Source organism: Enterococcus sp. 125944 (genome assembly GCF_051909435.1).
Taxonomy (GTDB): domain Bacteria; phylum Bacillota; class Bacilli; order Lactobacillales; family Enterococcaceae; genus Enterococcus_D; species Enterococcus_D gallinarum.
This window is the reverse complement of sequence record NZ_JBQASY010000001.1, coordinates 106,112-132,672: the sequence shown is the minus strand read 5'-3', so window position 1 is coordinate 132,672 and position 26,561 is coordinate 106,112. Positions and strand designations below refer to the sequence as shown.

The 26,561-nt window shown below is 40.5% G+C and carries 26 protein-coding genes and 1 tRNA gene; 14 read left to right on the top strand and 13 right to left on the bottom strand.

Going from position 1 to position 26,561, the window contains the following annotated elements; translation table 11 throughout:
* Position 1 precedes the first annotated feature (1 nt).
* Both ACTFWY_RS00630 and ACTFWY_RS00625 read left to right on the top strand, forming a co-directional pair.
* Positions 2-808, top strand: coding sequence for a gluconate 5-dehydrogenase (locus tag ACTFWY_RS00630; protein WP_034704712.1), 807 nt, complete (start codon positions 2-4; stop codon positions 806-808).
* A 380-nt stretch (positions 809-1,188) separates the two neighbouring features.
* The gene (locus ACTFWY_RS00625; RefSeq protein WP_195957677.1) at positions 1,189-3,270 is read left to right on the top strand and encodes a hypothetical protein; all 2,082 of its coding nucleotides are present in this window, start codon (positions 1,189-1,191) and stop codon (positions 3,268-3,270) included.
* Positions 3,271-3,447: 177 nt separating this feature from the next.
* Here the strand turns inward: ACTFWY_RS00625 and ACTFWY_RS00620 are convergent, their stop codons facing one another.
* The 6 genes from ACTFWY_RS00620 to ACTFWY_RS00595 form a co-directional block, all read right to left on the bottom strand.
* Positions 3,448-3,726: a rhamnogalacturonan acetylesterase gene (locus ACTFWY_RS00620; protein ID WP_021151001.1), complete on the bottom strand. Its 279-nt coding sequence runs from the start codon at positions 3,724-3,726 to the stop codon at positions 3,448-3,450.
* 53 nt (positions 3,727-3,779) lie between these two features.
* Positions 3,780-3,992, bottom strand: a complete 213-nt coding sequence (locus tag ACTFWY_RS00615; protein WP_225585945.1) for a hypothetical protein — start codon at positions 3,990-3,992, stop codon at positions 3,780-3,782.
* A gap of 137 nt (positions 3,993-4,129) precedes the next feature.
* Positions 4,130-5,515 (bottom strand): glucuronate isomerase, encoded by a 1,386-nt coding sequence (uxaC, locus tag ACTFWY_RS00610; RefSeq protein WP_311810672.1) that lies wholly within the window; start codon positions 5,513-5,515, stop codon positions 4,130-4,132.
* 20 nt (positions 5,516-5,535) lie between these two features.
* Entirely contained in the window at positions 5,536-7,041 is a 1,506-nt protein-coding gene (locus ACTFWY_RS00605; RefSeq protein WP_147735611.1) for a UxaA family hydrolase, read from the bottom strand.
* Between the two features lie 2 nt (positions 7,042-7,043).
* On the bottom strand, positions 7,044-8,459 hold the full coding sequence (locus tag ACTFWY_RS00600) for a tagaturonate reductase (protein WP_311810671.1): 1,416 nt from the start codon (positions 8,457-8,459) through the stop codon (positions 7,044-7,046).
* A gap of 97 nt (positions 8,460-8,556) precedes the next feature.
* Positions 8,557-9,537 carry a LacI family DNA-binding transcriptional regulator gene (locus ACTFWY_RS00595; RefSeq protein ID WP_113849845.1) on the bottom strand — a complete coding sequence of 327 codons (981 nt, stop codon included), beginning with the start codon at positions 9,535-9,537 and terminating at the stop codon, positions 8,557-8,559.
* Positions 9,538-9,990: 453 nt separating this feature from the next.
* On the opposite strand from ACTFWY_RS00595, the gene ACTFWY_RS00590 reads away from it, so the two are divergent.
* From ACTFWY_RS00590 to ACTFWY_RS00570, 5 genes are all read left to right on the top strand, one after another.
* A complete protein-coding gene (locus tag ACTFWY_RS00590) occupies positions 9,991-11,304 on the top strand; it encodes a glycoside hydrolase family 28 protein (RefSeq protein WP_081131354.1) in 1,314 nt (437 codons plus the stop codon).
* Positions 11,305-11,474: 170 nt separating this feature from the next.
* Positions 11,475-11,666, top strand: a complete 192-nt coding sequence (locus tag ACTFWY_RS00585) for a hypothetical protein (protein ID WP_138371793.1) — start codon at positions 11,475-11,477, stop codon at positions 11,664-11,666.
* A gap of 290 nt (positions 11,667-11,956) precedes the next feature.
* Positions 11,957-12,403 carry a GNAT family N-acetyltransferase gene (locus tag ACTFWY_RS00580; protein ID WP_113849843.1) on the top strand — a complete coding sequence of 149 codons (447 nt, stop codon included), beginning with the start codon at positions 11,957-11,959 and terminating at the stop codon, positions 12,401-12,403.
* Between the two features lie 87 nt (positions 12,404-12,490).
* A complete protein-coding gene (locus tag ACTFWY_RS00575) occupies positions 12,491-13,354 on the top strand; it encodes a VOC family protein (RefSeq protein WP_113849842.1) in 864 nt (287 codons plus the stop codon).
* Between the two features lie 117 nt (positions 13,355-13,471).
* Positions 13,472-13,690, top strand: a complete 219-nt coding sequence (locus ACTFWY_RS00570) for a hypothetical protein (RefSeq protein ID WP_005472469.1) — start codon at positions 13,472-13,474, stop codon at positions 13,688-13,690.
* Between the two features lie 200 nt (positions 13,691-13,890).
* On the opposite strand, the gene ACTFWY_RS00565 is transcribed toward ACTFWY_RS00570, so the two are convergent.
* The 4 genes from ACTFWY_RS00565 to ACTFWY_RS00550 form a co-directional block, all read right to left on the bottom strand.
* On the bottom strand, positions 13,891-14,382 hold the full coding sequence (locus tag ACTFWY_RS00565; protein WP_060814174.1) for a prolyl-tRNA synthetase associated domain-containing protein: 492 nt from the start codon (positions 14,380-14,382) through the stop codon (positions 13,891-13,893).
* A 361-nt stretch (positions 14,383-14,743) separates the two neighbouring features.
* The gene (locus ACTFWY_RS00560; protein ID WP_311810670.1) at positions 14,744-15,154 is read right to left on the bottom strand and encodes a hypothetical protein; all 411 of its coding nucleotides are present in this window, start codon (positions 15,152-15,154) and stop codon (positions 14,744-14,746) included.
* Positions 15,155-15,211: 57 nt separating this feature from the next.
* Complete coding sequence (locus ACTFWY_RS00555; protein ID WP_060814173.1) at positions 15,212-15,514, bottom strand: hypothetical protein; 303 nt, start codon at positions 15,512-15,514, stop codon at positions 15,212-15,214.
* A 710-nt stretch (positions 15,515-16,224) separates the two neighbouring features.
* Positions 16,225-16,306 (bottom strand) — tRNA-Leu (locus ACTFWY_RS00550).
* A gap of 198 nt (positions 16,307-16,504) precedes the next feature.
* Between ACTFWY_RS00550 and ACTFWY_RS00545 the strand changes: the two genes are divergently transcribed.
* From ACTFWY_RS00545 to ACTFWY_RS00530, 4 genes are all read left to right on the top strand, one after another.
* Positions 16,505-17,614 carry a hypothetical protein gene (locus ACTFWY_RS00545; RefSeq protein ID WP_060814171.1) on the top strand — a complete coding sequence of 370 codons (1,110 nt, stop codon included), beginning with the start codon at positions 16,505-16,507 and terminating at the stop codon, positions 17,612-17,614.
* Positions 17,614-18,828 (top strand): ABC transporter permease, encoded by a 1,215-nt coding sequence (locus ACTFWY_RS00540; RefSeq protein WP_103300051.1) that lies wholly within the window; start codon positions 17,614-17,616, stop codon positions 18,826-18,828. Before ACTFWY_RS00545 ends, ACTFWY_RS00540 begins: the two co-directional genes overlap by 1 nt.
* Positions 18,829-18,839: 11 nt before the next feature.
* Positions 18,840-19,715, top strand: a complete 876-nt coding sequence (locus tag ACTFWY_RS00535; RefSeq protein ID WP_311810669.1) for an ABC transporter ATP-binding protein — start codon at positions 18,840-18,842, stop codon at positions 19,713-19,715.
* Positions 19,716-19,917: 202 nt separating this feature from the next.
* Positions 19,918-21,135, top strand: a complete 1,218-nt coding sequence (locus tag ACTFWY_RS00530; RefSeq protein ID WP_003127177.1) for a pyridoxal phosphate-dependent aminotransferase — start codon at positions 19,918-19,920, stop codon at positions 21,133-21,135.
* Between the two features lie 148 nt (positions 21,136-21,283).
* On the opposite strand, the gene ACTFWY_RS00525 is transcribed toward ACTFWY_RS00530, so the two are convergent.
* Complete coding sequence (locus tag ACTFWY_RS00525) at positions 21,284-21,463, bottom strand: DUF2187 domain-containing protein (RefSeq protein WP_003127178.1); 180 nt, start codon at positions 21,461-21,463, stop codon at positions 21,284-21,286.
* Between the two features lie 142 nt (positions 21,464-21,605).
* On the opposite strand from ACTFWY_RS00525, the gene ACTFWY_RS00520 reads away from it, so the two are divergent.
* A complete protein-coding gene (locus ACTFWY_RS00520; protein ID WP_311810668.1) occupies positions 21,606-22,463 on the top strand; it encodes a helix-turn-helix transcriptional regulator in 858 nt (285 codons plus the stop codon).
* 56 nt (positions 22,464-22,519) lie between these two features.
* Positions 22,520-23,665, top strand: coding sequence for an N-acetylglucosamine-6-phosphate deacetylase (nagA, locus tag ACTFWY_RS00515; protein WP_311810667.1), 1,146 nt, complete (start codon positions 22,520-22,522; stop codon positions 23,663-23,665).
* A 189-nt stretch (positions 23,666-23,854) separates the two neighbouring features.
* On the opposite strand, the gene ACTFWY_RS00510 is transcribed toward nagA, so the two are convergent.
* Positions 23,855-24,451 carry an FUSC family protein gene (locus ACTFWY_RS00510; protein WP_003127183.1) on the bottom strand — a complete coding sequence of 199 codons (597 nt, stop codon included), beginning with the start codon at positions 24,449-24,451 and terminating at the stop codon, positions 23,855-23,857.
* Between the two features lie 96 nt (positions 24,452-24,547).
* Here ACTFWY_RS00510 and ACTFWY_RS00505 point away from each other — a divergent pair, with 96 nt between their 5' ends.
* Positions 24,548-25,498: an aromatic acid exporter family protein gene (locus ACTFWY_RS00505; RefSeq protein WP_005472481.1), complete on the top strand. Its 951-nt coding sequence runs from the start codon at positions 24,548-24,550 to the stop codon at positions 25,496-25,498.
* Positions 25,499-25,553: 55 nt separating this feature from the next.
* Here the strand turns inward: ACTFWY_RS00505 and ACTFWY_RS00500 are convergent, their stop codons facing one another.
* A complete protein-coding gene (locus ACTFWY_RS00500; RefSeq protein ID WP_103300053.1) occupies positions 25,554-26,510 on the bottom strand; it encodes a Gfo/Idh/MocA family protein in 957 nt (318 codons plus the stop codon).
* Between the last annotated feature and the right edge of the window lie 51 nt (positions 26,511-26,561).

The window sequence follows — 26,561 nt, the reverse complement described above, 5'->3', positions numbered from 1 at the left end:
GATGGATTTTTCAATGGATCACTTTCGTTTAGATGGCAAGATTGCATTAGTTACCGGCGCAGTTTATGGGATTGGCTTTACGATCGCCCAATCTTTGGCAGCAGCTGGTGCAACGATCGTCTTTAATAATTTAACACAAGAATCAGTCGATGAAGGCTTAAAAAATTATCAAGCAGCCGGCATCAAAGCCCATGGCTATGTCTGTGATGTCACCGATGAAGCAGCAGTCAATGAAATGGTCAAAACCATAGAGGAAGAAGTAGGTGTCATTGATATCTTAGTCAACAATGCAGGGATCATCAAACGGATCCCAATGTTGGAGATGTCAGCCGCTGATTTCCGTCAGGTAGTTGATGTTGATTTGAATGCGCCATTCATCGTTTCTAAAGCCGTTTTGCCTTCCATGATCAAAAAAGGACATGGCAAAATTATCAATATTTGTTCTATGATGAGTGAACTTGGCCGCGAAACCGTTGCTGGTTATGCAGCTGCTAAAGGTGGGCTTAAAATGCTAACCAAAAACATCTGTTCTGAGTTTGGTGAAGCAAACATTCAGTGTAACGGCATTGGCCCTGGTTATATCGCGACACCGCAAACTGCACCCTTAAGAGAGATCCAACCAGATGGATCTCGTCATCCCTTTGATCAGTTCATTGTGGCAAAAACGCCAGCAGCGCGTTGGGGAGAGCCCGTAGACTTAGCCGGTCCTGCTGTCTTCTTGGCTTCTGACGCTTCTAATTTTGTCAACGGACATGTTCTCTATGTGGACGGTGGTATTTTGGCTTATATTGGCAAACAGCCTGAGTAATCCTCCTAAGTTCCTGATTTCTAAAACAGGCGAACTTAGCAATCAAAAAAGCTCCTATTCTTCGCACATCCTCAATGGATTTTGCAAAGAGTAGGGGTTTTCTTTGTCGAATTTTCCGATAAAAAAATGAATGGAAGAACCTCTTCTCTGAGAAGGCGGATCGTGGTTCTAGCCAAGTTCGATCAAGAAGAAGGGGGGGAGCCGCTTACTAAAGAACAAACAGTTAGTTTTCTTGCAGCTTTGCTCTAGTTTTTTTCTTTATTTGATAAATTTTTTAGACTATTCAATTGTCAGTGGATATGAGTAAATAAATTAGGGGTTCTATCGATTTTCCACTAAATCAATTGATAGAAAGAACAAATTAAATTAGGAGGATTAAGATGAAAAAATGGTTTCTAGTAGCAATGCTATTTATTTGTAGTGTCTTTGTTAGTACGCAAAAGGCAGCTGCCCAAACGGAGGGCTCGATCACAGATTCCTCTTATTATCGCAACGCTTTAACCGAGAAGATTCCTGCAGATAATGCTTTTATTATGAGAAATGGTGAATCAACCACGATAGAAAAAGTGTCTGGAGTCGTGAATAGTGAAAGAATAGTTACTGGGATTAATTCTGTAAAAGAGAGCGCTGCTCTGATAAGAAATGTTGGGTATTATCAAGGGCATCCGGTCAATGTCAAGGTGACTGTCAAGATGTTGGAACCTTCAGGTGCGGATATGCTTATCACGAAAAACGAATTTCTAAGATTGAAAATATGGGCAAATGGTACCTCAGAAATCACCTATGAATTTTTAGACGATAAGATGCAGCCAATTCAACTAAAGACGACTTTTAATGAAATGGGTTTGAACAAATGGAAAGACATACGAATTCCTCAGGCTGCTACTGCCATAGAACATATCTTTGCTGCTCCCGATTCCACGATCCAATACAGCGAAGACGAGCAAGGCACTTTGACGTTAAAAGGACAAGGAAACGCAGATAATTGGTCAGATGATGCTTGTAAACTGGCAATCACAACAAAATCTATCTCGAAGTTTCAGTTTATTGTCAAAAATAATGACTCAAGATCTTCTATCGCTGGGATATCTGAATTAAAGTATTTATCCGTTTTTTTCCCAGCAGTTGAATTTCCTTATGCCTATCCACAAACACTAGCCACTCAGAACATTGAAAACAATGAAGTGATCACTCGTTTCCAACAAACAGTTCCTTACACTGAAACAAACAATTCTCGAACAACTTTATCTTACAGAATCGAAAATCCAGATCAAAATCAGTTTCAATTAAAAGGAGTCGAGATCAAAGATTTTTCTGGAACGGATCGAACAAATTGGTTTGACCAGACCATCGATGATGAGGGGAATTTGCTTGTTCATGCAAAAGCTTCTACACTAAAAAACCGGGCCTTTTATGACAATAGTTATCAGTTTATCATTCACCACACCTTCACTGGAAGTGCAGAACAACCGGTCGATCCTGCACTGATCGAGAATGACTGTTTTCAACTTCAACCAATTCTTTATGAAGATATTGGTGATGGTGAACAGTTAATCGGAAAACTTTCTGCGTCCATTTACTACTATAACGAAGTGAAGATCAATTTTGTTGATGAAAACAATCAACCACTCTTAGATTCGGGGGAAATCAGAGGGCTGATCACCCATTCTGTTGATTTATCTTCGTTCTATCCCACCATTACTGGTTACTATCCGATCCGAGAAGAAAAAGACCACATCATTGTCATGCCAGGTTCTCAAGAAGTTTTCCATCATTACAAAAAAGGTGTCCCACTACTCTTTACATTAAAAGACCGACAACAAAGAATCGTGATTCCACGCTTTTCTAAAGAAGTCAAGTTATCTTATGACCTTTCCCATGACAGCCATCAAAGCGTCCAAGTTGTTGCCCAATATGGAGAGAAAAAACAGGTGCTAAGAAACTATGATGTGGGAAATACACAAACGGAAGACTCGGTCGTTTTCGAAGTACCAGAAGAATGGCTTAATAAAGAGGTAAAATTATATCTAGAGAATAAAGAGGGGGATCAATCAGCAGCAGAAACTCGCGTGTTTGTTCCTGAGTCAGGACCAAGGCTGCAAGTGCCGGCAGTCTTATCTTTTGGAACACACCCTATTCCAGCTTTTAATCAGTATCTTTTTGCTGAAAGTCAGCCAATCAAAGTGGAAGATAACAGTCGCTTAGAAAAAAGCAAATGGACAGTGAAAGTAAAAATCGATACGCCGCTTAAAAACAGTCAGCAACAAGAGCTGCGAGATGCGCTGATTTTTGTTGATAAAACAGGGGATATTCTCTTGTCGGACAAAGCACAGCCGGTCTGGGAAGGCAGTGGATCCGCCACATTAGCTGAGAATCGATTGAAGCTGTTATTGCGACCAACGGATCATGTCGGGGAGTATCACGGCTCGCTGGTTTGGATGTTTGAAGATGCGCCTCAGTAAAAAAATTTTCTATCCGTAAAGTTCAACCTTTTTTCATAATAAAACAAAGTAAGAAACAAGCCCTTAATTCACTAAGGCTGCGGCATTCACATAGCTGAAATAAACAAGCAACGTGTTTTTCTCCCTGTGGAAACACGTTGCTTGTTGTTGATTGGTAAACAAAGAATTCTAACCGAATTACAGCAATATCTCACTGCTGAGAGAAAGATTCGCTTCTTTGATTGCTTGACAAATCAAGCGAGCAACGATTAAAGCCCCTTGATCATTCAAGTGAGTATTGTCACTGATACCTTCGGGATAATTCGGATATTCGTTTTTTGAAAGATGCAAAAAATACTGGCGAGCTTGCCTAGTTGCAAATGTGGAAAAATAGTTTTGCGTCATCGTGAATATATCCAGACAAGGAATCTCAAAGGCAGCAGCAAAATCTCTCATAGCTTCTGGATAAGGTCCCACGGTTAGGGGATCCAAGTCATTATGCTGATGGAACTTCAAGCGAGTGATAGAAGTCAGTAAAACTGGATTTGCTTGCTTTTTTGTGCAACAGCAATAAACTGTGTTAAATTTTCTTGATGTTCTTTTGGCGTCGTTCCTCGTTCAGGATCTGTTTTCTGGTCGTTGTGGCCAAACCGAATCAAGAAATAGTCTCCGGGTATAAGCTGCTCGTCGGCTGCTAAGAGGCGTTTTTCTTGAATGAAGCTTTTGGTTGAACGTCCATTCATAGCTAAATTAATGACCGTAACCTCTGGGGAGAGGAAGGTTGGTATTTTTCACCCCAGCCAGTTTCAGAACGCTTGTCAGTCATTTTAGTTGCAGCAGTTGAATCACCGGCAATAATTAGTTTAATCATCATCCACCTCTAAAAATCAAAATAATCCGCTGCATTTTGGTAACAGATGCCTTCAACAAATTCTTTTAACTGTCTGGTATCACTTGGTGCTTCGCCGCGAAGAATGAGTTCTCCCAACCATTCACAAAAAACTCTTCGGAAATATTCATGTCTGGTATACGAAAGAAAACTACGGGAATCAGTCAGCATACCAACAAAATTTGTTAACACGCTACCATCTGCAAACTTCGTCAATTGCCGACGCATGCCGGCACGGGTATCGTTGTACCACCAGCCAGAACCGAGTTGAAGTTTGTTGTTGCCTTCTTTTTGATAACAGCCCATCAGCGCTACCAGCACATCATAATCATTTGGATTCAATGAATACAAAATCGTTTGCGGAAGAGCCTCTTTCCTCTCCGCAGCATCCAGTAATGCTTGAAGTGGGCTAGTGATCGGCTGATCGTTGATGCCGTCATAACCTGTGTCAGGTCCCAATTGATTGAGCATATTCGTGTTGCAGTTTCTATAAGCATGAAGATGCAGTTGTATTGTCCAGCCATGGTTGTGATATTGTTCAAATAAATGAAGCAAGAGGGCAGAGCGATAGACTGCTGCTTCTGCTTCTGTAATGATTTCCTGATTTCTCGCTTTTTCAAAGATAGCTTGAGGAGACACGCTGTTTTCTAGGAAATGCAAGTGATCCAATGCGTGATCGGATAAGCGACAATTCATTTGGTGAAAAAAAGTAATTCGGCAGTCAAGTGCTGTTAACAAGTCTTCATAGCTATCGATCCTGTGGCCAACAACTGTTGCCAATTGATCGATATAGTGGTTAAACCCACTTTGTTGGATATTTAAGGCTTTATCAGGACGAAAGGTTGGTAATACCCGAAAGCGGCTTTCTTCGTTAGCCAATTTGCGATGAAATGCTAGTGAATCTGTCGGATCATCGGTAGTACAAATGAGTTGCACATTGCTGTTGGCGATGATTTCTCTTCTGCTAAAGGTCTTTGATTGCAATTTTTGGTTGACGATTTGCCAGATTTCTGGCGCGTTTTCTTCATTAATCATAAGATCGACACCAAAGAAACGTTTTAACTCCAAGTGGGTCCAGACGTAAAGGGGGTTGCCGATAATTTTAGGAACTGTCTGGCACCAAGCAATAAATTTGTCATAATCCGCTGCTTCGCCAGTAATCAACGATTCATCTACTCCACATGCCCGCATCAACCGCCATTTGTAGTGGTCACCGGCCAACCAAGCTTCGGTGATATTTCGGAAAGGATGATCATCATAAATCTCTTGGGGATCTAAATGGCAGTGGTAGTCAATGATAGGCATTTTCTTGGCGTATTGATGATACAAATCTTTGGCAAAGTCATTCGTTAGTAAAAAATCATCATTTAAAAACATTGGCTTCCTCTTTTCTTCGTTTATAAAGTGACACCATTCTTGAAGATGGCGATTTCTCGAACATTATTTGCTTCATTACGGGTTTTGGTCCCACTAGCGACCGCAATGATCGCTTGAATAAAATCAGCGAGAACGTCTTCCATTGGTTCATATAATAACCGACCTGCATTGAAATCCATCCAATGGGGTTTCTTCTCGAATAATTCTTGGTTGGTGGCAACTTTCATCGTAGGGACAAACGCACCAAAGGGGGTTCCTCGTCCTGTCGTAAATAAGACCAACTGACAATCAGCCGAAGCGAGAGCAGAAGCAGCCACTAGGTCATTACCAGGTCCTTCAAGAAGACTGAGACCGCTTTCGCGGATTTTATCTCCGTATTTCAAGACGTCGACGACCGCAGAGGTGCCGGATTTTTGCGTGCAGCCTAAAGACTTATCTTCCAATGTGGTGATTCCACCCGCTTTATTGCCTGGAGAAGGATTCTCATAAACAGGTTCGCCATACGAAAGAAAATAATCTTTAAAGTCATTGATCAGATGAAGAATCTTTTCAAAAGTTGCTTGGTCTTTGGCACGAGACATCAATACTTGCTCGGCACCAAACATTTCCGGTACTTCCGTCAACACAGTGCTGCCACCTTGAGAAACCAAGAAATCTGAAAATGCTCCTAATAACGGGTTGGCAGTGATACCAGAAAATCCATCTGAGCCGCCGCATTTTAAGCCAACTTTTAATTCACTTAAAGGCACATCTTCCCGCCGGTCGTCTTTGGTAGCTTGCAGCAATTCGTGCAATAATGCTTCACCCGCTTCGATTTCATCTTGGCTTTCTTGAGCGACTAAGAATTTGACACGATCTGTGTCATAATCACCTAGCTTTTCTTTAAATTCAGCGACCGTATTGTTCTCACATCCGAGTCCGAAAACGAGCACTCCACCAGCATTTGGGTGTTGCACAGCATCAATCAAAATTTGCCGGGTGTTTTGGTGATCTTGCCCTAATTGCGAACACCCATAAGGATGTTTGAGAATCGTGACCGAGTCAAAGGTTCCTAAGTCGGGATGACTTTGTTTGAAATTTTCGACGATGATCTCAGCGATTCCATTGATACAGCCCACTGTGGGTACGACATACAAATCATTACGAATCCCGACTTTGCCATTTTTTCTCCGGTAGCCTTTAAAAGTCAATTGACTTTTTGGATACACTACTGGTTGTAGGTTCGGCTCATAGGTATAAGCCAGCGTTCCTGAAAGATTGGTCTTGACATTGTGAGTATGTAGCCACTGTCCAGCTTTTACATCGGACAAAAGATGACCAATAGGGTAACCATACTTGATGACGTGATCGCCTTTATTCAAATCAATAAGTGCGATCTTGTGACCTTGAGGAATCTCCTCTGTAAAACTATAGGATCGCCCTTCAAATGTAAGCTGTGTCTCTTTCGTGATTGCATGCAGAGCAACCGCAACATTGTCTTTTGGATGCAATTTGAGAAAATCGGTTTTGTTTTTTATTTCTGTCATAATCATTCCGCCTTTTTTTGAGTCGGCTCATTTTTTAATGAGTCAACGAGGTGTCGAGAACCCTTGTTTGAAAGTAGCACTACCATTTGTGAAACTTCTTTGTTGAACACGCTCAAGTCCACTCCCCATAACTTTTCTTGTCCTAGAATAAAACTGACTTGTTCAGAAGAGTCGAGGGCCCGTGCCTTTTCAAAGAGAGCTAGCACAGCTTCATCGTCTTGACAATCGGTCGTTAAATACAAGTAAATCAGTCCGGCTAATGATGCAATGATTCTTGGCGGCAGTAACTGTTGCTGATGATGACGGAGCAACAACGGCAAGAGACGTGCTTTAAATTTTGAGACGCTATTCAAGGCGATCGACTGCAGTTGATGATGAACATAAGGATTTTTAAACCGTTCTTTGATCTGTTCCGCATACTGGATCAATTCTTCTTGCGGCAGGTCTAGCATAGGAATCAGTTCTTCATTGAATAGCTCATCAATGAAGCATGTAAAATCAGGATCAAGCATCACCTCTTCAACCGTTGCCAAACCAGCTAGAAGGGCCAGAGGGACCATGGCTGTATGAGGGCCATTCAAAAGATGCACCTTCCGTTCACGATAGGGGGTTAGGTCTTCAGTAAAGATTACATTCAAACTCGCAGCTGGCAATGGAAGTTTCTGAGATACGGTATGCGATGGGTCTTCGATCACCCACAACATGAATGGTTCGGCAGTGACCATCAAACGGTCCTCATACCCGTGTAATTGATTCAACTTCTCTGCTTTTGATTGGGGGTAACCAGGAACGATTCGATCGACTAAACTACAGCAGAAAGTGTTTTCATTTTCTAACCAAGTATGAAAGCTGTCCTCTAGTTGCCACAGTGAGCAATATTGTTGGATACACGCTTTTAATTTTTCTCCATTTCGATCGATCAACTCACAGGGAATGATCGTGTAACCTGATTTATTCGCTTGGTATCGTTGATAGAGCAGCGCAGTTAATTTAGCCGGAAAACTTTTTGGCGGCATATCTGTCCATTTATCTTGAGGATCAAAGGCAATTCCTGCTTCAGTCGTATTGGAAACAATGATGTCCAAGTCATCAATTTCAGCTAGAGCTAAATAATCCTGCCATTGTTCATAGGGATTCAATACGCGGCTAATCGTCGTGATGATCTCAGAGGTTTGGACAGGACGGCCGTCTGCTAATCCTTCTAAAATTACCGTATACAAATGATTCTGCTCCGCCAATAGAGATCCTAGACCTTGTTGAATTGGTTGGACTACTACAGCGCTGCCATTGAAGAGACCTTGCTTATTCATCTGCTGTAGCTGCCAGTTAAAAAAGCCTCGCATAAAGTCTCCTTCGCCGAATTGAATCACTTTTTCCGACTTGCGAGTAGGATGAGTCATTTCAGTTATTTTTTTCATTGTAACCTCCAATATTCATTGATTTATAATGAACGTCTGCCATTTTTGCACACGTTAACATTTTTGGCAACAGCCAAAAGCATTCAAGAAGCGAATGCTAGAGGGAATCTCTGATTGTTAGTTCTGTATCTAAAAGGTATTGTTTTTGTGAAACAGAGCCGTTGATTGAATCTAGAAGCAGTTGTGCCCCAAGCTGACTCATTTCAAAAACGGGCTTGCTAATGGTTGTCAACGGGGGATTCGTATATTTTGAAAACGGGACATTGTCAAATCCAATAATGGCGATATCGGCAGGGATTGCAAGGCCATATTCAAGACAAGTGTTGATTGCGCCAATGGCCATGTCATCGTTGGAACAGAAAATCACTTCTGGCGGCTCTGCAAGTTCCAGTAATTGTTTGGCACATTTTCGACCGCTCTCGATAGAATAGTCTCCAGTGACAGCGTATTCTGTTGGAAACGCTAGCCCGTGCTCAGTAAGAGCCCGCATGAAACCTTTCTTACGCTCTATACTGGAACGAAAAGTTGGCTTGCCTTCAATGATCGCAACTTTTTTATAGCCTAACTGAATCGCGTAGTCTATGGCTTGATAAACGCCTTGCGCATCATTGCTTGTGACATTTAAAAATGATGGCTTATCAATTTGCCGATTGAGAACGACCACCGGCAAATCTAAGTGACTGATTTCTTCGATGAAAGTGTCATCTTGATCGCTTTGACTCATAACGATGATGCCATCCATCCTTGGCAAGTCCTCAACTGGACTGGTGAGGGTCGTCATATCGTGGACCGCTAAGCGATACTCTGGCGGTAGGGTGGTATTGATCCCCTTGATCACTTCAACCAAAAAGCGATCCGATGTACCTGCCGATAAATTAGAAAAGTAAAGGCCAATAATATACGACTTCTGATTGACTAGACTTTTGGCATTGACATTCGGCGTATAATTTAAAGAACGCGCAATGTCACCAATTTTCTTTTTTGTGGCTGGCTTGATTAGTGGACTGTCATTTAACGCTCTTGAAACCGTGGTATGGGAGACGCCTGCGATTTTTGCAATATCTTTGATAGTGACCATATGTATCCCTCGACTTTCTCATTGGTTTTAGCATATATCCTAAAGAGAGGAATGTCAATATATCAATAATGCACACGTTAACTTTTTTCTATAGACCTGTGTTCATGTGAATTTTTTTATGCTAGAATGGACATATCTTAAGAAATGATTTTGTCAGTAATTACAGGAGGAATCCCATGAAAAGGGTAGGGGCTATTCAGAAACATTCAACCTTTTTTATAACATTTTCCTTCCATTTTCTATAATTGGAAACGTTTTAATAATAGGGTTTGGAAGTTTCATTTATCATCGCACGTATAAGGATATTCAGAAAACATTGGTCCAAAATCAGCAAAATTTCGTTCAGCAAGTCAAAGGAAATCTCGATCAAAAAATTCAGATCGCTTTAAAGGATTTGCACAGCTGTGCAAACTAGCCTTTTAATAGAACCTTTAAAGAAGGAAGGGGAAAAGAATGGAAATTAGTATTGACATCAACGATTATTTAAATGAAAAGTCAGTGACAGCAACAATCCAAGGGTATATCGATCAGCTTCATCAGGCAGGAGGAGGGAGGCTGATGTTTGCCTCGGGTGTGTATCCAACAGGTTCACTGATGTTAAAAAGTAATGTTGAACTCCATCTACAACCGGGAGCTGTTCTTCGATTCTCGGATGATCCCAAAGAGTATCCAGTGGTGGTTTCGCGTTGGGAAGGGGTGAAACGGGAAGTCTATGCTTCTTGTATCTATGCCGACGGTGCCGAAAATATTGCAATCACAGGTTTTGGCACGATAGATGGTCAAGGTCAGAAATGGTGGGATGTCTTTCGCAATCATCCAGAGCAGTTAGAATATCCGCGACCAAAACTGATCAGTTTTGATTCCTGTCAGCAAATCACATTGCGAGATGTTAGTTTGGTTAATTCTCCTAGCTGGACAGTCAATCCAATCTTATGCCAAGACATCACTGTGGATAATATTAAGATCAAAAATCCTGCAGACTCGCCAAATACTGATGGCATTGATCCGGAGTCTTGCAAAAATGTTCGTATCAGCAATTGTTTGATCGATGTAGGGGATGATTGTATTGCCATTAAATCAGGAACAGAAGAGACAAAAGAACGCGTTTCCTGTGAAAATATCACGATCAGCAACTGTCAAATGCTCCATGGTCATGGTGGGGTCGTTTTAGGAAGCGAAATGAGCGGAGATATTCGCAATGTGACCATCTCAAATTGTATATTCCAAGACACCGATCGCGGCATTCGTTTGAAATCTCGTAGAGGACGCGGCGGGGTTATTGAGGATATTCGAGTGAACAACCTAATTATGGACAATGTGATTTGCCCATTTACGCTGAATTTGTATTATTTTTGTGGTCCCAAAGGAAAAGAAAAGTATGTTTGGGATAAAAATCCTTACCCAATCTCTGAGGAGACTCCTCAGTTTAGGAGAATTCATTTTGCCAATATCTCCGCGCGAAATGTTCATGCTGCTGCTGGTTTTATTTATGGTTTATCTGAACAATTCATTTCAGATATCTCGTTTCATGAAGTAGCAATTTCCATGGCAAAAGAGCCCATACCCGGAAAACCAGCTATGATGACTGGAATGGAAGAGATGACCAGTCAAGGATTCTATATTGGCTGTGCTAAAAATGTTCATTTTGACCGTTTAGAATTAGTCGATGTTGAACATGCCTTCCATATCGAGAATAGCCAGGGGATTGAAGTTGACCGTTCCCAAGAAAATGGTAAGCCTCTCGTGCTTCATGGTGATTTTTCGTGAAACAGCGGCAAACGTTGCAAAGGTTTGGATCATTTCATAGAAAGGAACCAATAGTTCTTGTAAGAAAGTTCTTTTATGAGAAAACGATTGTCTCGAAAAGTTTTTGTTAGAACTCAATTAACAAGAACCAGTGTCGGCTTATTTTTGCCTATCCTTATGAGAAAAAGCTAGTGCCTTTTGTTCTTTTCAACCACTCTCATGGAGGCAGTTTTTCTATTGACAAAGAAGAATTACGCAGTAGCAGTCATTATTTGCAGCCAGAAAGTTTTCTAGAAACATTGATCGCTGAGGGCTATGCAGGTGGAGCAATCGATATTTGGGAATTTGGTGAGAGAAAACATGGTGAAAGTACGGTGTTTTAAAATTTTAGTTCATAGAACAAACCACTCTGGACCACCATACTCAATAACAATCAACAGTTCTGAATCTACAATGAAGCGTATTGATGGATCAGAAAGTAAATCAGATATAAAAACGGCTGGCAGCCTAGAGGGGGCTTGCCAGCCGTTTTATATCGTCTGTGCTTTATAAGAACTTATTATATTAGAGAAGCCAACTACGCCAAAAGGGGTTTCCGAATAAACAATTATCAAGCCGAAAGTGGTAAAATAATGCGAATGCTGCTTAATTTCAATAAGGAAGGGTTTTTGAAATGGAAATTAAATTTTTGCAAAAAGATCAACCAAACTGGTTGGCTTATGCGGATCAAATTGCCAGCGTCGATTGGAAAGCTGCTACATTTGTAGCAAATAAGATGCGTCAGAGAAGCTATAACGACTGGGAAGGCGTTTTTGTGGCTGTTGCCCACAATCAATTAGCTGGATTTTGTACGATCGTCAAAGAGGATATTGTCCCTCTTCAAGTCGCTCCTTTTATTGCGACCGTGTATGTTGCTCCCAGCTATCGCGGCAATCATCTTAGTCAGCAATTGGTATCTGCTGCAGAACGGCGCTTGCATCAGATCGGTTTTGATACGATCTATATTGTCACTCAGCTGACAGGTTTGTATGAAAAATTGGGCTATCAACAAATTGAGACAGCCACCGATCGCTTTGGGAGAAGGATGCGTGTTTTGGCAAAAAATGAAGAATTCTGCTAGTCAAGCAAATCTCTTTACTTACTTTAAGTTAGTGTTATTATTAAAGTAACAAGTCATCCATTCGAGATGAGAAAAGGAGCAGAAACAATGACGGTGATTATTCCAGAATTTCAACTTCATGAACAGACTCAAATTGGGAAAGTTGTCTTAAAAGTAGCCAACTTAGAAAAAATGATTGCTTTTTATACTCAAGTGATCGGACTATCATTGATCGAAAAAAATCAGCAGACAGCTCGCTTAGGTACGACAGAGAAAATACTGCTTGAATTGATCAAAGTCGAAAATCCATTGCCTCTCACAAGGAAAACAGGACTGTTTCATGTCGCTTTCCTTTTGCCGACTCGCAAAGATTTAGGCAATACACTGATCCATTATTTGCAAAGCAATGCACCGATCGATGGCGCCAGTGATCATGGCTACAGCGAAGCATTGTACTTAACAGATCCCGAGGGGAATGGGATTGAAGTGTATCGTGATAAACCAAAATCTGAATGGGATATTCGAGAAGATGGCGAAATTGTTGGAATTACAAAAGAAATGGATGCAGAGGGGGTTGTCGCAGCAGCAGACAGCCAACAATCAAGTTTCCCCACAGGTACTATTGTGGGACATGTTCATTTAAAAGTTGCTGATTTAGCCCAGACAGAAACTTTTTATACCCAAGTCGTAGGACTGAGCTTAAAAAATAATTTTGGGAACCAAGCAAAATTTTTTGCGGCAGGAGATTATCATCACCATATTGGCTCGAATACTTGGATGGGCAAAGGTGTGACTCCTATGGCAGACAATGATCTAGGATTGGCTTATTATACCTTTGTGCTCCCAGACAAAGAAGCCTTTGAGTCATTGCTCACGCATCTTGAGAAGGAAAATGTATCCTTTACTCTTGAATCAAGTAGGCGTTTGGCTTTATTGGATCCAAATGGTATCCAAGTCAAAATGGAATACTAGGTAAAAATGATAGCTTTTGATGTTTTTGAATCCTTGATAGCAGTTTCAGTCTAAAGACGGATGGGGAAAGATCGGCTTTATGAGATACTTGGCATATCAAAAAAGGAGTGCAGGAACATGAAATGGTGGCATCTGATGAATACGCTATGGGTTTCATTGATTTTAACTAGTTTGCTGGTACTATTTGTTCAAGACCCATTTATGACTAATTATGGCATCGATCCAATGGCGAAATTTGCTTACTTGGCATTGATTGGTATTCTTGCGATTGGATTATATGGCGTCCAATCCGTCTGGAAACATCAATTAATGAAAGTATCAATGACAAAAAAATAAGCGGGGACCCGCCAGCGGGTCCTTTTTTGTTTTTGAAAGTCAGTTGCGGATGTGAAGCAAAAAATACCTTTTAGATGATAGTTTGCCGGGCAGCAAGTTTTGTGCACATTGATGAGGGGTGACTGGCGGGTTTGACAAAATAGATGCCAGTAAAAAGTATCAGGGCTGTGCGGACTGATTCCAGCACAACCCCATGAAAATCAGGAGATATCTATGATCTGATAAGAAAAGCCATTGACCGTTAAAAAGTTGAATACATCCTTGGTAGCAAGGAAGATCGTCTTGGTATTTGTATTAGGATGGAAACTCATTCGTGGTTTTTTAGTGATTTCGCGCTCAAAGAAAATCTGAATATCTCGCTCTGGATTGTTTAAGAGCCCAAATATGGAGACAACGCCAGGTGGTAAGTGCATTTTTTTCCACAAAAGATCAGGAGAAGCTAATTTGACTCGTGATTCACCAGTGATTTCTTTGAGCAGATTTAGATCAAGCCGTTTTTGATCGTCCATTATTAGGAGATAATAGGCGGTCTTTTTTTTATTGGTTAAAAACATCGATTTTGTTCGAACCCCATCAATTCCAGCAATAAAGCTGTCTGCTTCCGCAGTTGTACTTGCAGGCGGGTGTTCGATCACTTCAAAGGAAATGTTCAAGTCGGTCAGTCTTGCAGCAACAGATTCAAAAGGATCCAATACGATCAACTCCTAGTCTCTTTTTTATTACTATATCATAAGTATAAGTTTTAAAATGCCTATTCAATCGCATGAAAGATAGAGAGAGTAACAAAAAAGCAGCGTAGCTGCTAGTGTAGGTCGTTAGGTCGTTAACTTTAGTGATCGAAATCTGAAAACAGATCTGAAAAAATTTCTCATAAAGAATTGAGGAGCAAAGAGCTTTCGTCATGCGCATGGATCGAGCGTCTGTCAGTGAGCAGAAGCTGCTTTTTACAGGCTGATTCTGCCATTAGTTGTCAAAATAACCCCTTTTGCTTGATAAAGAGCAAGTAAGCGTCTCGTTACCAAATTATTTTTCCAAAGATTCATAAGCAGAAAGTTACTGAGATTCTTCGGCTGCAAGTTTGAGACCAAATTTAGAGATCACCCACAGTAGAACAGCAGCAATCAGGGTACCAACAAATCCAAAAAACATGTCTAGGGGATCGGGGGTATTCATAACGCCTAATACCGTTTCGCTTAATAAATTGGCAATCAGCAAGAAAATAGTCAATCCGAGAGTATAGGTGAATTTGACGCCCATCAATAACAAAAAATACCCTAGCAGACCAATGATCAAGCTAATAGAGAAATTGGAAATGTGTAAATAAAAGTCGGGGTAAATCGCTGTAAAAAAGGTTATATCTAGATATTTTGATAAATAGGCAAATAGTGCCAAAAAAATCAGTAGTAAATAGAGTAAAGATGCCCAAACTTTTGGGTAATAATGTAGCTTTATTTGATTTTTCAATATGAACTCCTGTAATCGATTGATTGGCTCAAAGCCGTAGCTATTGTACTGGGATAGTTAGGGATTGTTAATAAAAAACGCAGCTAGTGTGTTTTTTATTTGTTCATAGTCTTTTGTAACAAAATAGTTGGCTGGGACATTGATGATCGGCAGATCATTTTCGTTGTCAAACGGGACAAATGGATCAGGTACAACCAAATAATCCACTTGGTCTTTATCGCGGAAATAATTGATTGAGACATCATAATCATTGGCGAAATAATTCTTAAGCTCAGAATAATCTGCAAAAAAGAACGCTGGTGACAATGTGGTATAACTGAGCCCATTACTTGCAGTCAAAACGAAACAGATTTTTTTCATCTTATTTCTCCTTTTTTATGATTTTATTCGTACGTATATGTTAAGGGGGAGATCGATGAGAATGGTGTAAAAATACTAAAGGATCAAGAAAGTGTCCTGCACGTATTTACTAAACAATGTTTAAACCAAAACAGCTCGGTTGTCTGTGTCTTTTTATAGACAAGTTCATTCTTTTTTACTGGTCAATCGAGTGCTGTTAATTAGTGAGACCTGACTAACGACGGTCTAAATGAAAAGCAATTATTTGCTGACTCTAGTTTCTTTTTTTTGGTTTCTTTTATCATAGAGAAGTTTGAGCAACTCATAGAGAGCCGTGAGTACTGCAATGCAAAAAAGTAAAGTCGTATATCTGATAAGAAAAATTAGATTGAACCATAATCCGTAGACCATCGGCATAACCACGATCAAGCAAAGATACAATTCGATTTTTCGGCGTCTCCTCAATTGCAGCCATCGTTCATCAGACATGTTCTCGCTCCTTTGATCAAGATAGAATTTCCATGCAATCTTCTATGTGTTTGACTCAACGTATAGACAAATAGAAGAAATACTTAGAAACAGTATAACCGAAAATGACAAAACCACATAACTAGGACGGCAATTTCGTCCTAGTTGTGTTTTTGTCATAGATTTATAAATAACAATTGCATACAACTAATTGAACTGGAAATACAAAAAAAGCAAATTACCGAAGTAATTTGCCGGTACGATGCAGACGATGGGATTTGAACCCACACGAGCTAAGCTCACACGCCCCTCAAGCGTGCGTGTCTGCCGTTCCACCACGTCTGCTTATTGTTTTTGTAGACTGACAGCTGATTGCAGCCATCACGTCTAAAAAACATGTTACCGATTATCTTCACGTTTGTCAATGCTATTTTAGGGATTTATAAAAGGGCATTTTTCTCGCTTTTTATTGAAAAAAAATATTTAAGTGGCAGAATCTGGTATAATGAGAAAATAACTTTGGAGCTTTAAGGAGATTGATAAATGAACTACTTTAAAAATCTGCTGGCTAAATCGATTCGGCAGCGCCGTTTTTTGTTTACGATGATGGCAGCGTTCTTGATTGGTGTGGGGCTCGCTTTTTATCTTACATTCATGGAACCAGTGAATGTACAGGCAGAAATCACTATGCAAAAAGCGCAAGCATTACGGCTTGTAGACAATTATCAGAATTATCCAAATGAATCTCAGGACAAGCAAGAAACCTATCAACTGCTGCTGGCAAACAACACATTATCTAATCGGCAAGCCTCGAATCTAATCATGGAAGAATTTCCTCGTTTCAATCGGACCAGTGAAGAGATTGCAACAATTCAGCTGCAATTATGGGAAACCGCTTTACCAGATAAAGCCTTTTTACCATCGATCTGGCAATTGCAGCAAAATAAAGTGGTAGCAGCGCAATTAGAAGAACAGGAAAAAGCTCCTTTTCTTACTGTTGACAATGCGCAGACTGCTGTTGCGTTGACTATTCAAGTGTTATTGGGATTTGGCTTTTTATTCCTGGCATTTTTTGCTAGCGATAATTTGCTGGAAGAAAAGCGCCATTTTTCTCTGATCCATTCCTATCCACAAGTCTTCCCTATAAGGATGATCAGTAAAGTCGGGGTAAAGATGATTGGTCATCTGGCAACGATCAGCCTGTTGCTTCTAGGAATCACTGCGGCCATGTCGGTGATCGGACGATGGGGGGATTGGCACTATCCAACGGCTGTCTATTATCATCATACTTGGCATGCCGTACCTTTCTGGCAATACTTTCTATTGGTACTCGTGCTTTTGACAAGTTTGATTATTGTGACAGAATTACTGGGCTTTGTGGCCAATGTTTTGATTCCAAATCGCTATGTTTCTTTTTTTCTCCTTTGTCTTTGCTATGGTCTCGGTACAATAGCTAGTACACCATTCAGTAAATATTCCCCTTTTGCTGTTTTTGATTTGCAAAAGATCCTCACAGGTGAGTTTGCAGTCAGATCGCAATCGACAGTCGGGTTAGGGACAGCTTTCATCCTTCTTTTCTTATGGGGGGTGGGAGCGGTCGCCTTCTTGTTGATCGCAGATAAGAAAAACTGGCTAGCGAAAGGAGTCATATAATGAAAAATTATTTTCTCTTTGAACTACAGCAATTAATCAAAAGTAAAAAAACGATCGGGCTATGGTGCTTGTTAGTAATCGTTGCTGGCGTATACAGTTTTCGTGATCGCACCTATCGGCCAATTGAGCGAATAGACAAAAATGAAATTGAACAGCGGTATTTGACTAGACAATCCTTTTTGGATGAACAAGCAGAAAATCCCTCAGATCATTGGTCCGCCGCCATGGCAGTAGCGATGTTCGAGCCATGGAATCAAGCAGATAGCTTACGATTAACTTCCCTAGCTGCCAATGATTGGCAAAAGTATGCCAAAGCAACGAGCCAATGGTATCAGCTGAGTCTCCAATATACCGATGATGAAACAATTTTCTTCACGCCTGACTATTATACTTATCAGAACTATTATGCGGCTTATGATGGGAAATACGGCTATGCCTCCACTGCAAAATGGATGGAAAGTGCCAGCCAATTACCAAACAAAAAGCTTTCCAAGTATGTGTTGGAACAAAAAACGGGTATCCAATCTGTTCAGCGGGCATTTACGAATTACTTGCCGTTTCTCTTTCTTGGCGTGACGATCTTTTTGGCAATCGATAGTCTGACCAAGGATCGTCGACACAAAAGCTTATTCTTATCTTTGCCGGTGACGGTAGATGAGATTCTTTGGGCGAAGACAGCGGCACTGTTTATTGTGTCAACACTGATGATGATCAGTACACTCGTTTTGATTTGGATCGGTGTCGGCTGCCAATTCGGCTTTGGCTCATTGGACCTACCCGTCAGTATCTTGTCTTCATCCTTTGATGCCCGTTATCCTATTTCTTCTGCCGATGTTTTTTATACACGTCCTGTTGGAGTTTTCTTACTTCAGTGTATGGGGGTAGGAATCGTGCTGCAATTGATCTATATCCGAGGCATTCTTTTGCTGAGCACACTTTGGCGCTCAGAATTAGCCAATCTCTTTCTTGCTGGTTTTGGCTTGATTAGTCCACTTATTTTTCAGAGACGCTGGTTTAGTGCATTCTTGGATAAATCAAATGATGCCTATTTGTATCAAAATTATGGTCAGATCCTTTCAGGATTCAGCCGTTTTTATTTTGGGTCCTCTGAGTTTGTCCTTGCGAAAGGACTGCTGCTTTTTGGTGTAGTGTGGCTGCTGATCGAGATCGGTCTTTTTGTTCGTGTACAGCAGAAGCAATTTAAGCTTGTTTAGGAGGTTTGGAAATGTTAGCAATGAAAAACGTAACTGTGACATTTAAACGAAATGTTTTGGATGATTTAACGATGGCCTTTCATCCTGGAGAAATCGTCGGCTTAGTGGCGCCGAACGGTACTGGAAAATCAACACTACTCAATGTATTGATGAATTTTGTTCAGCCGACTAGTGGGGAGATCTTTCTCGATCAAACACAGCTTTACACGTCCAAGAAGTCAGAAATGGCAGCTCACCAGAAAATCTCTTTTTTCCCTGATCAGAACGATCTATATAATGATCTCAGCGGATTAGAACATTTAAAACTTTATCAACGAATGTGGCGATCAGAGGAAGCGCTGATTGATCAAACCGTGAATCAATTAAGAATGACTGACTATATCAAGCGGCCGGTTGGAACCTATTCGTTGGGGATGCGTCAAAGACTGTGTTTTGCGATGCAGATCGTGACAGACACGCCCTATATGTTGATGGACGAAGTCATGAATGGGTTGGATCCGACCAATGTGGAATTGATTTCTAACGTTTTAAAAGGGTTGCGGGAGAAAAAGAAATCGATCCTGATTGCTTCCCATATTTTGACCAATTTGGATAGTTATGCAGATCGCGTTTTGTTTTTGAAAGATGGCAAGATTATCCATGAATACCTGGGAAAGAATTCTTTAGTAGATGAACCAATTTATTTAAAAGCAAAAGATCCAGAGTTTTTGGTTTCATTTCCCGAATTAACAACATTGACAATCGATCTTCAAGAACAAGTCTATTTAATCGAAATCAGTGATCCTCAGCTGCCGCAACGCTTTATTGAAGCTGGTTTTACAGAATTTTCAATTGGCCATCTCGCATTAGCTGAACGCTATTTAAAATTCTTTCCAGAGAATGACTGAACAAAAACGAATGAACGGCTAGGCAATAAAAGAGCGTTCATTCGTTTCTTTTAGAAAAGAATTTATTTAAAAGTCGTAAAGTTCTGTCAATTTGACCGTTTTTTTTCTAAACTTTTTGCTATAATAAATGCAATCTTTTAAAAAAGAATATCACTAGAACCAAGGTAATTTGCATTGATTCTACTGTCAAAGGAGAATTCGAATGAGAAAATTTGAAAAGTCATCAAAACTAGAAGGCGTAAGTTATGATGTCCGGGGACCAGTCCTAGAAGAAGCAGAACGGATGCAAGAAGAAGGCATCAGCATCTTGAAATTGAATACAGGTAATCCGGCACCATTTGGTTTTGAAGCGCCAAATGAGATCGTCCGTGACTTGATTATGAATGTGCGGGAGTCTGAAGGCTACTCTGATTCTAAAGGGATTTTTTCAGCCCGCAAAGCCATCGAGCAATATTATCAATTACAAAAGTTTCCAAATGTGACGATCAATGATATTTATACCGGAAATGGTGTATCAGAACTGATCACCATGTGTATGCAAGGGCTATGTAATAATGGTGATGAAGTGTTGGTGCCGATGCCTGATTATCCTTTATGGACGGCATCGATCTCTTTAGCTGGTGGAAAACCTGTACACTACATTTGCGATGAACAATCTGACTGGAACCCAGATATTGAAGATATTCGTTCAAAAATCACAAGTAAAACGAAAGCCATCGTGATCATCAACCCTAATAATCCTACAGGTGCTGTCTATCCAAAAGAAGTATTGCAGCAAATTGTTGATGTGGCTCGCGACCATGACTTGATTATTTTTTCTGACGAAATTTATGATCGGTTAGTGATGGATGATTATGTTCACGTCCCAATCGCTACATTAGCTCCGGATCGCTTTGTTGTGACTCTTGGTGGATTGTCTAAATCACATCGTGTAGCCGGATTCCGGGTTGGCTGGATGGTCCTTAGCGGGGATAAGAGAAACGTTAAAGATTATATTGAGGGCTTGAATATGCTTTCCTCTATGAGGCTTTGTTCAAATGTTCTTTCTCAGCAGATCATTCAGACGGCGTTAGGTGGCTATCAAAGTTCGGATGAACTGCTGCTTCCAGGAGGAAGGATCTATGAGCAAAGAGAGTATATTTATCAAGCATTGAATGACATTCCTGGTTTATCAGCTGTTAAACCTAAAGCGGCATTTTATATTTTCCCTAAGATCGATGTCAAACGCTTCAATATTAAGAATGATGAACAGTTTGTGTTGGATTTTCTGCATGAGCACCATGTGCTATTAGTGCACGGGGGCGGATTTAATTGGCAAGAACCAGATCATTTCCGAATCGTTTATTTACCGAATATGGATGATTTGAAAGCAACGACCGAAAAGATGCGGGAGTTTTTAGCCACTTATCAGCAAAAATAAGTAAGCAATAGTAGGAATGAACAATAGTAAAAAAAACGAACAGTTGGCTCCTTATCCTGTACCTTGTAGCAAGGCATCGGACCAGATCCAACTGCTCGTTTTTTTGATTGATCGAATATCTTAAAATCATAGCGCTTATTGCATATGCTTAGTCAGCAGTCTGCTGACATTTTTTTTTACTGATGATCATTCGATCATTGAATTTTTCCAGCATTTCTTCGCTAGGGTCTGTCACTTGCACAAGAACCGAATTTTCATATTCTCTTTCGACTTTTCCTGCATAGACCTTGCCTTCCCAAGTGAAGGTAATGGTGCTGTTAATCGTCATAGAAACACCTCGTTTTAAATTGTTAAAAAATACCAAGATATTGTTTGAATTGCTTTCCTTTTTGCTATTATGTGCTAAAATGAAGAAAATTAAAAATGCGAATTCGCATTTTTTTTAATGTTGAAAAAGTTGGAGGAGAGTCATGGCAAATTCACAAGAATCCTTTGGCCAAATCATTCGCACGTTCCGCAAAAAGCGCAAGATGACACAAAAGATGTTGGCAGAAGATATCTGTTCACAAAGTGTTTTGAGCCGGATCGAAAATAATGAAGAATTACCGAATGTATTGGTCATGCATCAAATCTGTCAACGATTAGGCGTTACCTTAGATCAAGTAATGATGCTCCATGCTGAAGAGATCAATCGAACGAATCAAGTGTTCGCTCAAATGGAAAGCCATTTTGTTCATAAAGAGTACCAAGAGTTATTGACCAAACTGCAGGATAAAACGATCATGGACTATCTATATTTGGACGCAGACATGCAAATGTACTATTACTTTTTAGGGAGTTGCGAATATTTCTTGTTCCAAGATTATGAAGCAGCGATTGAAAGCCTTAAAAAAGGCTTATCCTACTCTTATCAGCAAGATAAAATCAATATCTCTGTGATGGAGATTCGACTCTTAAGTTGTATGGGGCGAGTGTATAATGATATGCAGCAATTAGAAGAAGCACGTTTTCATCTAGAAAAAAGTTACCATGGGGTGCAAGTGCTGCCGGCAGAACGGATGACCACAACCTTGACCAAAGTATTCTACAACTATGCAGTTTTTTTAGCGAAACAAGAAGAATTCACCACTGCTTTACAAATTCTAGAAGAAGGTATCGATCTTGCCAGAGAAAAGAACAGTTTCTATTTTTTAGAAGAATTATTTGAACTGAAAGGCCATGTCTTTGTCGCTCTTGACAATCAGCAAGCAGCCGATGAAAGTTTTGCTCTTTATCAAGCGGTCGTCGATATTCGAAATTTATCGAGAAATGGTGTAGACCTTTCTTGACTTCTTACTCAAATAAGAGTAATTTTAAGGAAGAAAAGAAATAAGGAGCGATCAAGATGAAAACATATATTTATGCGGACAAATTCTTTTTGAAGTCAGCTGTTCATGGGGCAGGTTATCTGGAGATCATTGACGGCAAATTTGGCGATATCGTCAATGAAGTACCGGAAGATGCGGAAGTAACTGATTATTCTGGGCAATGGATAGCTCCAGGACTCGTAGATACCCATATCCATGGGTTCATGAACCACGATGTCATGGACAACGATGCAGAAGGGATGAAAGCTATGTCAGAAGGCTTATTGTCTTGTGGTGTAACTTCTTTCTTGCCGACGACATTGACTTCCAGCAAAGAACGTCTAAGAGATGTAGCAGAAACTGTCGGACAAGTGAAAGATTCTGTTACCGGTGCGAAAATCCAAGGGATTTATTTTGAAGGACCTTTCTTTACTGAAGAACACAAAGGCGCTCAAAATCCAATCTATTTTGGTGATCCAGACATCGATACATTCCACGAATGGCAGGAAGCTTCTGGTGGGATTATCAAAAAAATTGCCTTAGCTCCTGAACGTAAAGGCGTTACCGATTTTGTGTCTCAAGTGACAGAAGAAGGTGTTGTGGTTGCCTTAGGTCATAGTAATGGGACTTTACAGGAAGCTGAAGCTGCTGTTGAAGCAGGAGCCAGTGTTTTTGTTCATGCCTATAACGGAATGAGAGGACTAAATCACCGTGAACCAGGGATGGTAGGAGCATTGCTATCATTAAAAGAAGTATTCTCTGAATTGATCTGTGATGGACATCATGTTCATCCGCAAGCGGCTGAGATCTTGATGGAAAAAGCCGGGCATGACCATGTTGCTTTGATCACCGACTGTATGATGGCAGGAGGTATGCCGGATGGAGATTATATTCTTGGAGAATTCCCTGTTGTCGTAAAAGATGGAACAGCTCGTCTAAAAGAAGGAAACTTGGCCGGAAGTATTTTGAAATTAAAAGAAGCCATCAAAAATGTTGTTGAGTGGGAGATTGCTACCCCGCAAGAAGCAATCATGATGGCAAGTCTAGTGCCAGCAATCAGTTGTAAAATCGACGACAAATGCGGCATGATCAAGAAAGGTCGGGCAGCTGACTTTATCGTGTTGGACCCTCAAATGAATCTGCAAGCGACATTTTTAGATGGTGTTTGCCGGTACGAAGCTTAAGCAGAAAAAAGACACAGATCGCCAATTGGTGATCTGTGCTTTTTTTGTAAAAACGTTTAATTGTTTTATCGATTTTCATCAATAGCTGGAAGGTAGATCAAATTTTTCTTGCCCAACAAAAGAAAACAGCAAAAACGCCTTCCTCACAAGCTGTCTTGATACGTAAAAAGCTAAGTAGTGAGAGGGCGTTTATTTTTGTTCTTGCTGCTTGGAGATTTCTTCTTGAACATCTTCCAGCATAGTTTTCAATTCCGTTTCTCTTTCCTTCAATACAACCAAGTCTTCTTTGATTTCTGCTTGTTTTTCTTTTTCGGGAGGCCTCAAGACAAAATTGATGAAGATCGCAATCAGCGTACCAATAAAAGTGTCTAACACGCGATCTAATGCAAAAATAAAAGACTCTCCTTGTGGAACACTAAGAGTGATCAATAACATCGTAGCAATCCCAGAAATAATACCGGAATTATTATTGATCCCATCCGAAAGAACGATAATGAAGGCCACTAAAGCAGGGAGCACCAATAACTCGATCAAAAAATCATTGTGGAAATATTGTTTCATGAAGAAGTAGATGATGGCAGTAGCCCCACCAATCGAATTTCCTAAAACTCGTGATTTCCCAAAAGAAAGGGTCGTTGTTAAATCTTGACGTAGTGAGAAGACAGCGGAAAGGGCAGCGATCAAAGGCTGTCCGCGATTCAAAAATCGAAACAGCAAGATACACAACATGACAGCAATTGCGGTTTTTATCGTTCGCATCCCTAGACGAAAGCGGCCAAATTGCATGATCGATTTCCTCCTTTTCTTTAATCATAACCAAAATAACCGATAAATTCTAGTGAAATCCTTTTTTGTTTAGTATACTTTGAAAGGAGGTGCAGAATGAAAATTGGAATGAGAACAGTCAAGACAGCGATTGCTTCGGGTTTATCGATGGCAGTGGCTCAAGCGATTGGGTTATTATATGCGCCAGCCGCAGGGATCATTGCGATTTTGAGCGTAGGCAACACAAAGAAAACATCGCTTTATACGGGCATTGGACGCTTGATCTCACTGGCACTGGCGACAATTCTGGCATTTTGCAGTTTTTCGCTTCTCGGATATAATCCATTAGGGTTTGTGCTCTTTTTGTTTTTGTTCATCCCAATGGCTGTCCGTTTTTCATTGACAGATGGCATCGTGGTCAATTCAGTCTTAGTAACGCACTATTTACTGGAAGAATCCTTTGCTTGGCGCTTGATCGTCAATGAATTCTTGCTCATGATTCTCGGAGTTGGCTTTGCATTAGTATTTAATCTTTATATGCCAGATGGAGAAAAAGAACTGAAAGAATTGCAGCAAGAAACAGAAAAGACGTTTAAAAGACTTTTAAAAGATATGTCTGAACACTTAAATCAACCTTCTCGATTGACCTTGCAAGGGCAATGTCAATCATTATTGGCAAAGATTCGACAAGGACAAGAAAAAGCACAGGTTCATCAAGAAAACCAATGGAGCCAAAAGAATAGTTACTATGAAGCGTATTTTGCGATGCGGCGTGCGCAAGTTCGTTTGTTGACAGAAATGATTGGTCTCTTGCGATCCATTTGGGTAGAAGAAGTTTATACAGAGAAATTTCGTGCCTTGCTGCTGTATACCGCAGAAACATTTGATGAAGCTAACGACGGCGAAGACCTTTTGCTAAGGATCGAAGAGTTGTATCAAGATTATCGACAAAAACCGCTGCCTAGAAATCGCGAGGAGTTTGAAAATCGCGCGCAATTGTTTCAATTTTTGCAGTCGTTTAAACGTTTTATTGAAATCAAAGCCGAATTTGCTGAACGGGATCATTAAGAAAAGGAAAGAATACGACTGCCCAGCGATTTGATTCGCTGGGCAGTCAATTGTTTTATTTTGTTTGCTTCCAAAATTGTTGCATCTGGTCTAAGACGGCAATGACGTCGCTTGTTAGATGGATCGATCCTTTAGAAGTCCCTTCAATAGTTTTAATCATATTGGCGATTTCGTAATTTAGTGCTTGGGTCGTATCGCCTGTTTCAATAAACTCATTGGAGCCATCACGATAGTGGATGGTTGCTTTATCAGCCCGCGGATATTCTTCGACTGTGATATAGCCTTCTTCAAAAGCAACGATTCCTGTTTTTGGCATTTTAGCTTGGAAAGTTAGGGTCACACTGGCCATTTCATCAGCTGGGTTACGCAAAATCGTCACGGATTGTTCGTCAACGCCGGTTTCAAAAGGCTTCATGCTGCTGAATTCTACCTTTGGTGACTCACTCATGAAAAAGCGGGCAAAAGAGACGGCATAAGTACCAATGTCAAGCAGTGCACCGCCGCCTAAATCAGGATTGAAAAAACGATTTTGAGGATCAGGATCCTTGTAACTGCCAAAAGGTGCTTGAATCATTTTTAATTTTCCTAGTTTGCCAGAGGCTACGATTTCTTTTAGACGGTGATAAAGCGGCATGTTGTAGATGGTCATCGCCTCTTCTAAAACCAATCCTTTTTCTTTGGCTAAGGCCAGTTCTTCAGCAAGTTCATCGCCACTTGTAGTGATCGCTTTTTCGCAAAGAACGTGTTTCCCTGCTGCCAGTGCTGCCATGATGTAGTGATGGTGGATATCATTTGGTACCGCAATATAGACGATATCGATCGATGGATCAGCCAACATTGCTTCAGCAGATTCATAAGCCTGAGGAATCGAGAAACGTTCCGCAAATGCTTTGACTTTTGAGTAACGGCGGGCACAGACACCGTACAAATCGCTAGCATCGCTTGCAAATCCAGCGGCAAATTGTGTGGCGATGTCTCCAAGGCCAATTATGCCCCAACGATATTTTTTCATTTTCTATCAGCTCCTTCGTTTTTAGTATAACAAAACTTAGTGAATCTTAAA

Bases quoted from the DNA above. Each gene is read 5' to 3' on its own strand.
- ACTFWY_RS00555 (WP_060814173.1), bottom strand. From the start codon at position 15,514: ATGAAAAAAATCTGTTTCGTTTTGACTGCAAGTAATGGGCTCAGTTAT.
- ACTFWY_RS00570 (WP_005472469.1), top strand. From the start codon at position 13,472: ATGAAATGGTGGCATCTGATGAATACGCTATGGGTTTCATTGATTTTA.
- ACTFWY_RS00630 (WP_034704712.1), top strand. From the start codon at position 2: ATGGATTTTTCAATGGATCACTTTCGTTTAGATGGCAAGATTGCATTA.
- ACTFWY_RS00575 (WP_113849842.1), top strand. From the start codon at position 12,491: ATGACGGTGATTATTCCAGAATTTCAACTTCATGAACAGACTCAAATT.
- ACTFWY_RS00510 (WP_003127183.1), bottom strand. From the start codon at position 24,451: ATGCAATTTGGCCGCTTTCGTCTAGGGATGCGAACGATAAAAACCGCA.
- ACTFWY_RS00540 (WP_103300051.1), top strand. From the start codon at position 17,614: ATGAAAAATTATTTTCTCTTTGAACTACAGCAATTAATCAAAAGTAAA.
- ACTFWY_RS00535 (WP_311810669.1), top strand. From the start codon at position 18,840: ATGTTAGCAATGAAAAACGTAACTGTGACATTTAAACGAAATGTTTTG.
- ACTFWY_RS00590 (WP_081131354.1), top strand. From the start codon at position 9,991: ATGGAAATTAGTATTGACATCAACGATTATTTAAATGAAAAGTCAGTG.
- ACTFWY_RS00545 (WP_060814171.1), top strand. From the start codon at position 16,505: ATGAACTACTTTAAAAATCTGCTGGCTAAATCGATTCGGCAGCGCCGT.
- uxaC (WP_311810672.1), bottom strand. From the start codon at position 5,515: ATGTTTTTAAATGATGATTTTTTACTAACGAATGACTTTGCCAAAGAT.
- ACTFWY_RS00580 (WP_113849843.1), top strand. From the start codon at position 11,957: ATGGAAATTAAATTTTTGCAAAAAGATCAACCAAACTGGTTGGCTTAT.
- ACTFWY_RS00595 (WP_113849845.1), bottom strand. From the start codon at position 9,537: ATGGTCACTATCAAAGATATTGCAAAAATCGCAGGCGTCTCCCATACC.
- ACTFWY_RS00615 (WP_225585945.1), bottom strand. From the start codon at position 3,992: ATGAATGGACGTTCAACCAAAAGCTTCATTCAAGAAAAACGCCTCTTA.
- ACTFWY_RS00525 (WP_003127178.1), bottom strand. From the start codon at position 21,463: ATGACGATTAACAGCACCATTACCTTCACTTGGGAAGGCAAGGTCTAT.
- ACTFWY_RS00625 (WP_195957677.1), top strand. From the start codon at position 1,189: ATGAAAAAATGGTTTCTAGTAGCAATGCTATTTATTTGTAGTGTCTTT.
- ACTFWY_RS00505 (WP_005472481.1), top strand. From the start codon at position 24,548: ATGAAAATTGGAATGAGAACAGTCAAGACAGCGATTGCTTCGGGTTTA.
- nagA (WP_311810667.1), top strand. From the start codon at position 22,520: ATGAAAACATATATTTATGCGGACAAATTCTTTTTGAAGTCAGCTGTT.
- ACTFWY_RS00530 (WP_003127177.1), top strand. From the start codon at position 19,918: ATGAGAAAATTTGAAAAGTCATCAAAACTAGAAGGCGTAAGTTATGAT.
- ACTFWY_RS00500 (WP_103300053.1), bottom strand. From the start codon at position 26,510: ATGAAAAAATATCGTTGGGGCATAATTGGCCTTGGAGACATCGCCACA.
- ACTFWY_RS00600 (WP_311810671.1), bottom strand. From the start codon at position 8,459: ATGAAAAAAATAACTGAAATGACTCATCCTACTCGCAAGTCGGAAAAA.
- ACTFWY_RS00605 (WP_147735611.1), bottom strand. From the start codon at position 7,041: ATGACAGAAATAAAAAACAAAACCGATTTTCTCAAATTGCATCCAAAA.
- ACTFWY_RS00520 (WP_311810668.1), top strand. From the start codon at position 21,606: ATGGCAAATTCACAAGAATCCTTTGGCCAAATCATTCGCACGTTCCGC.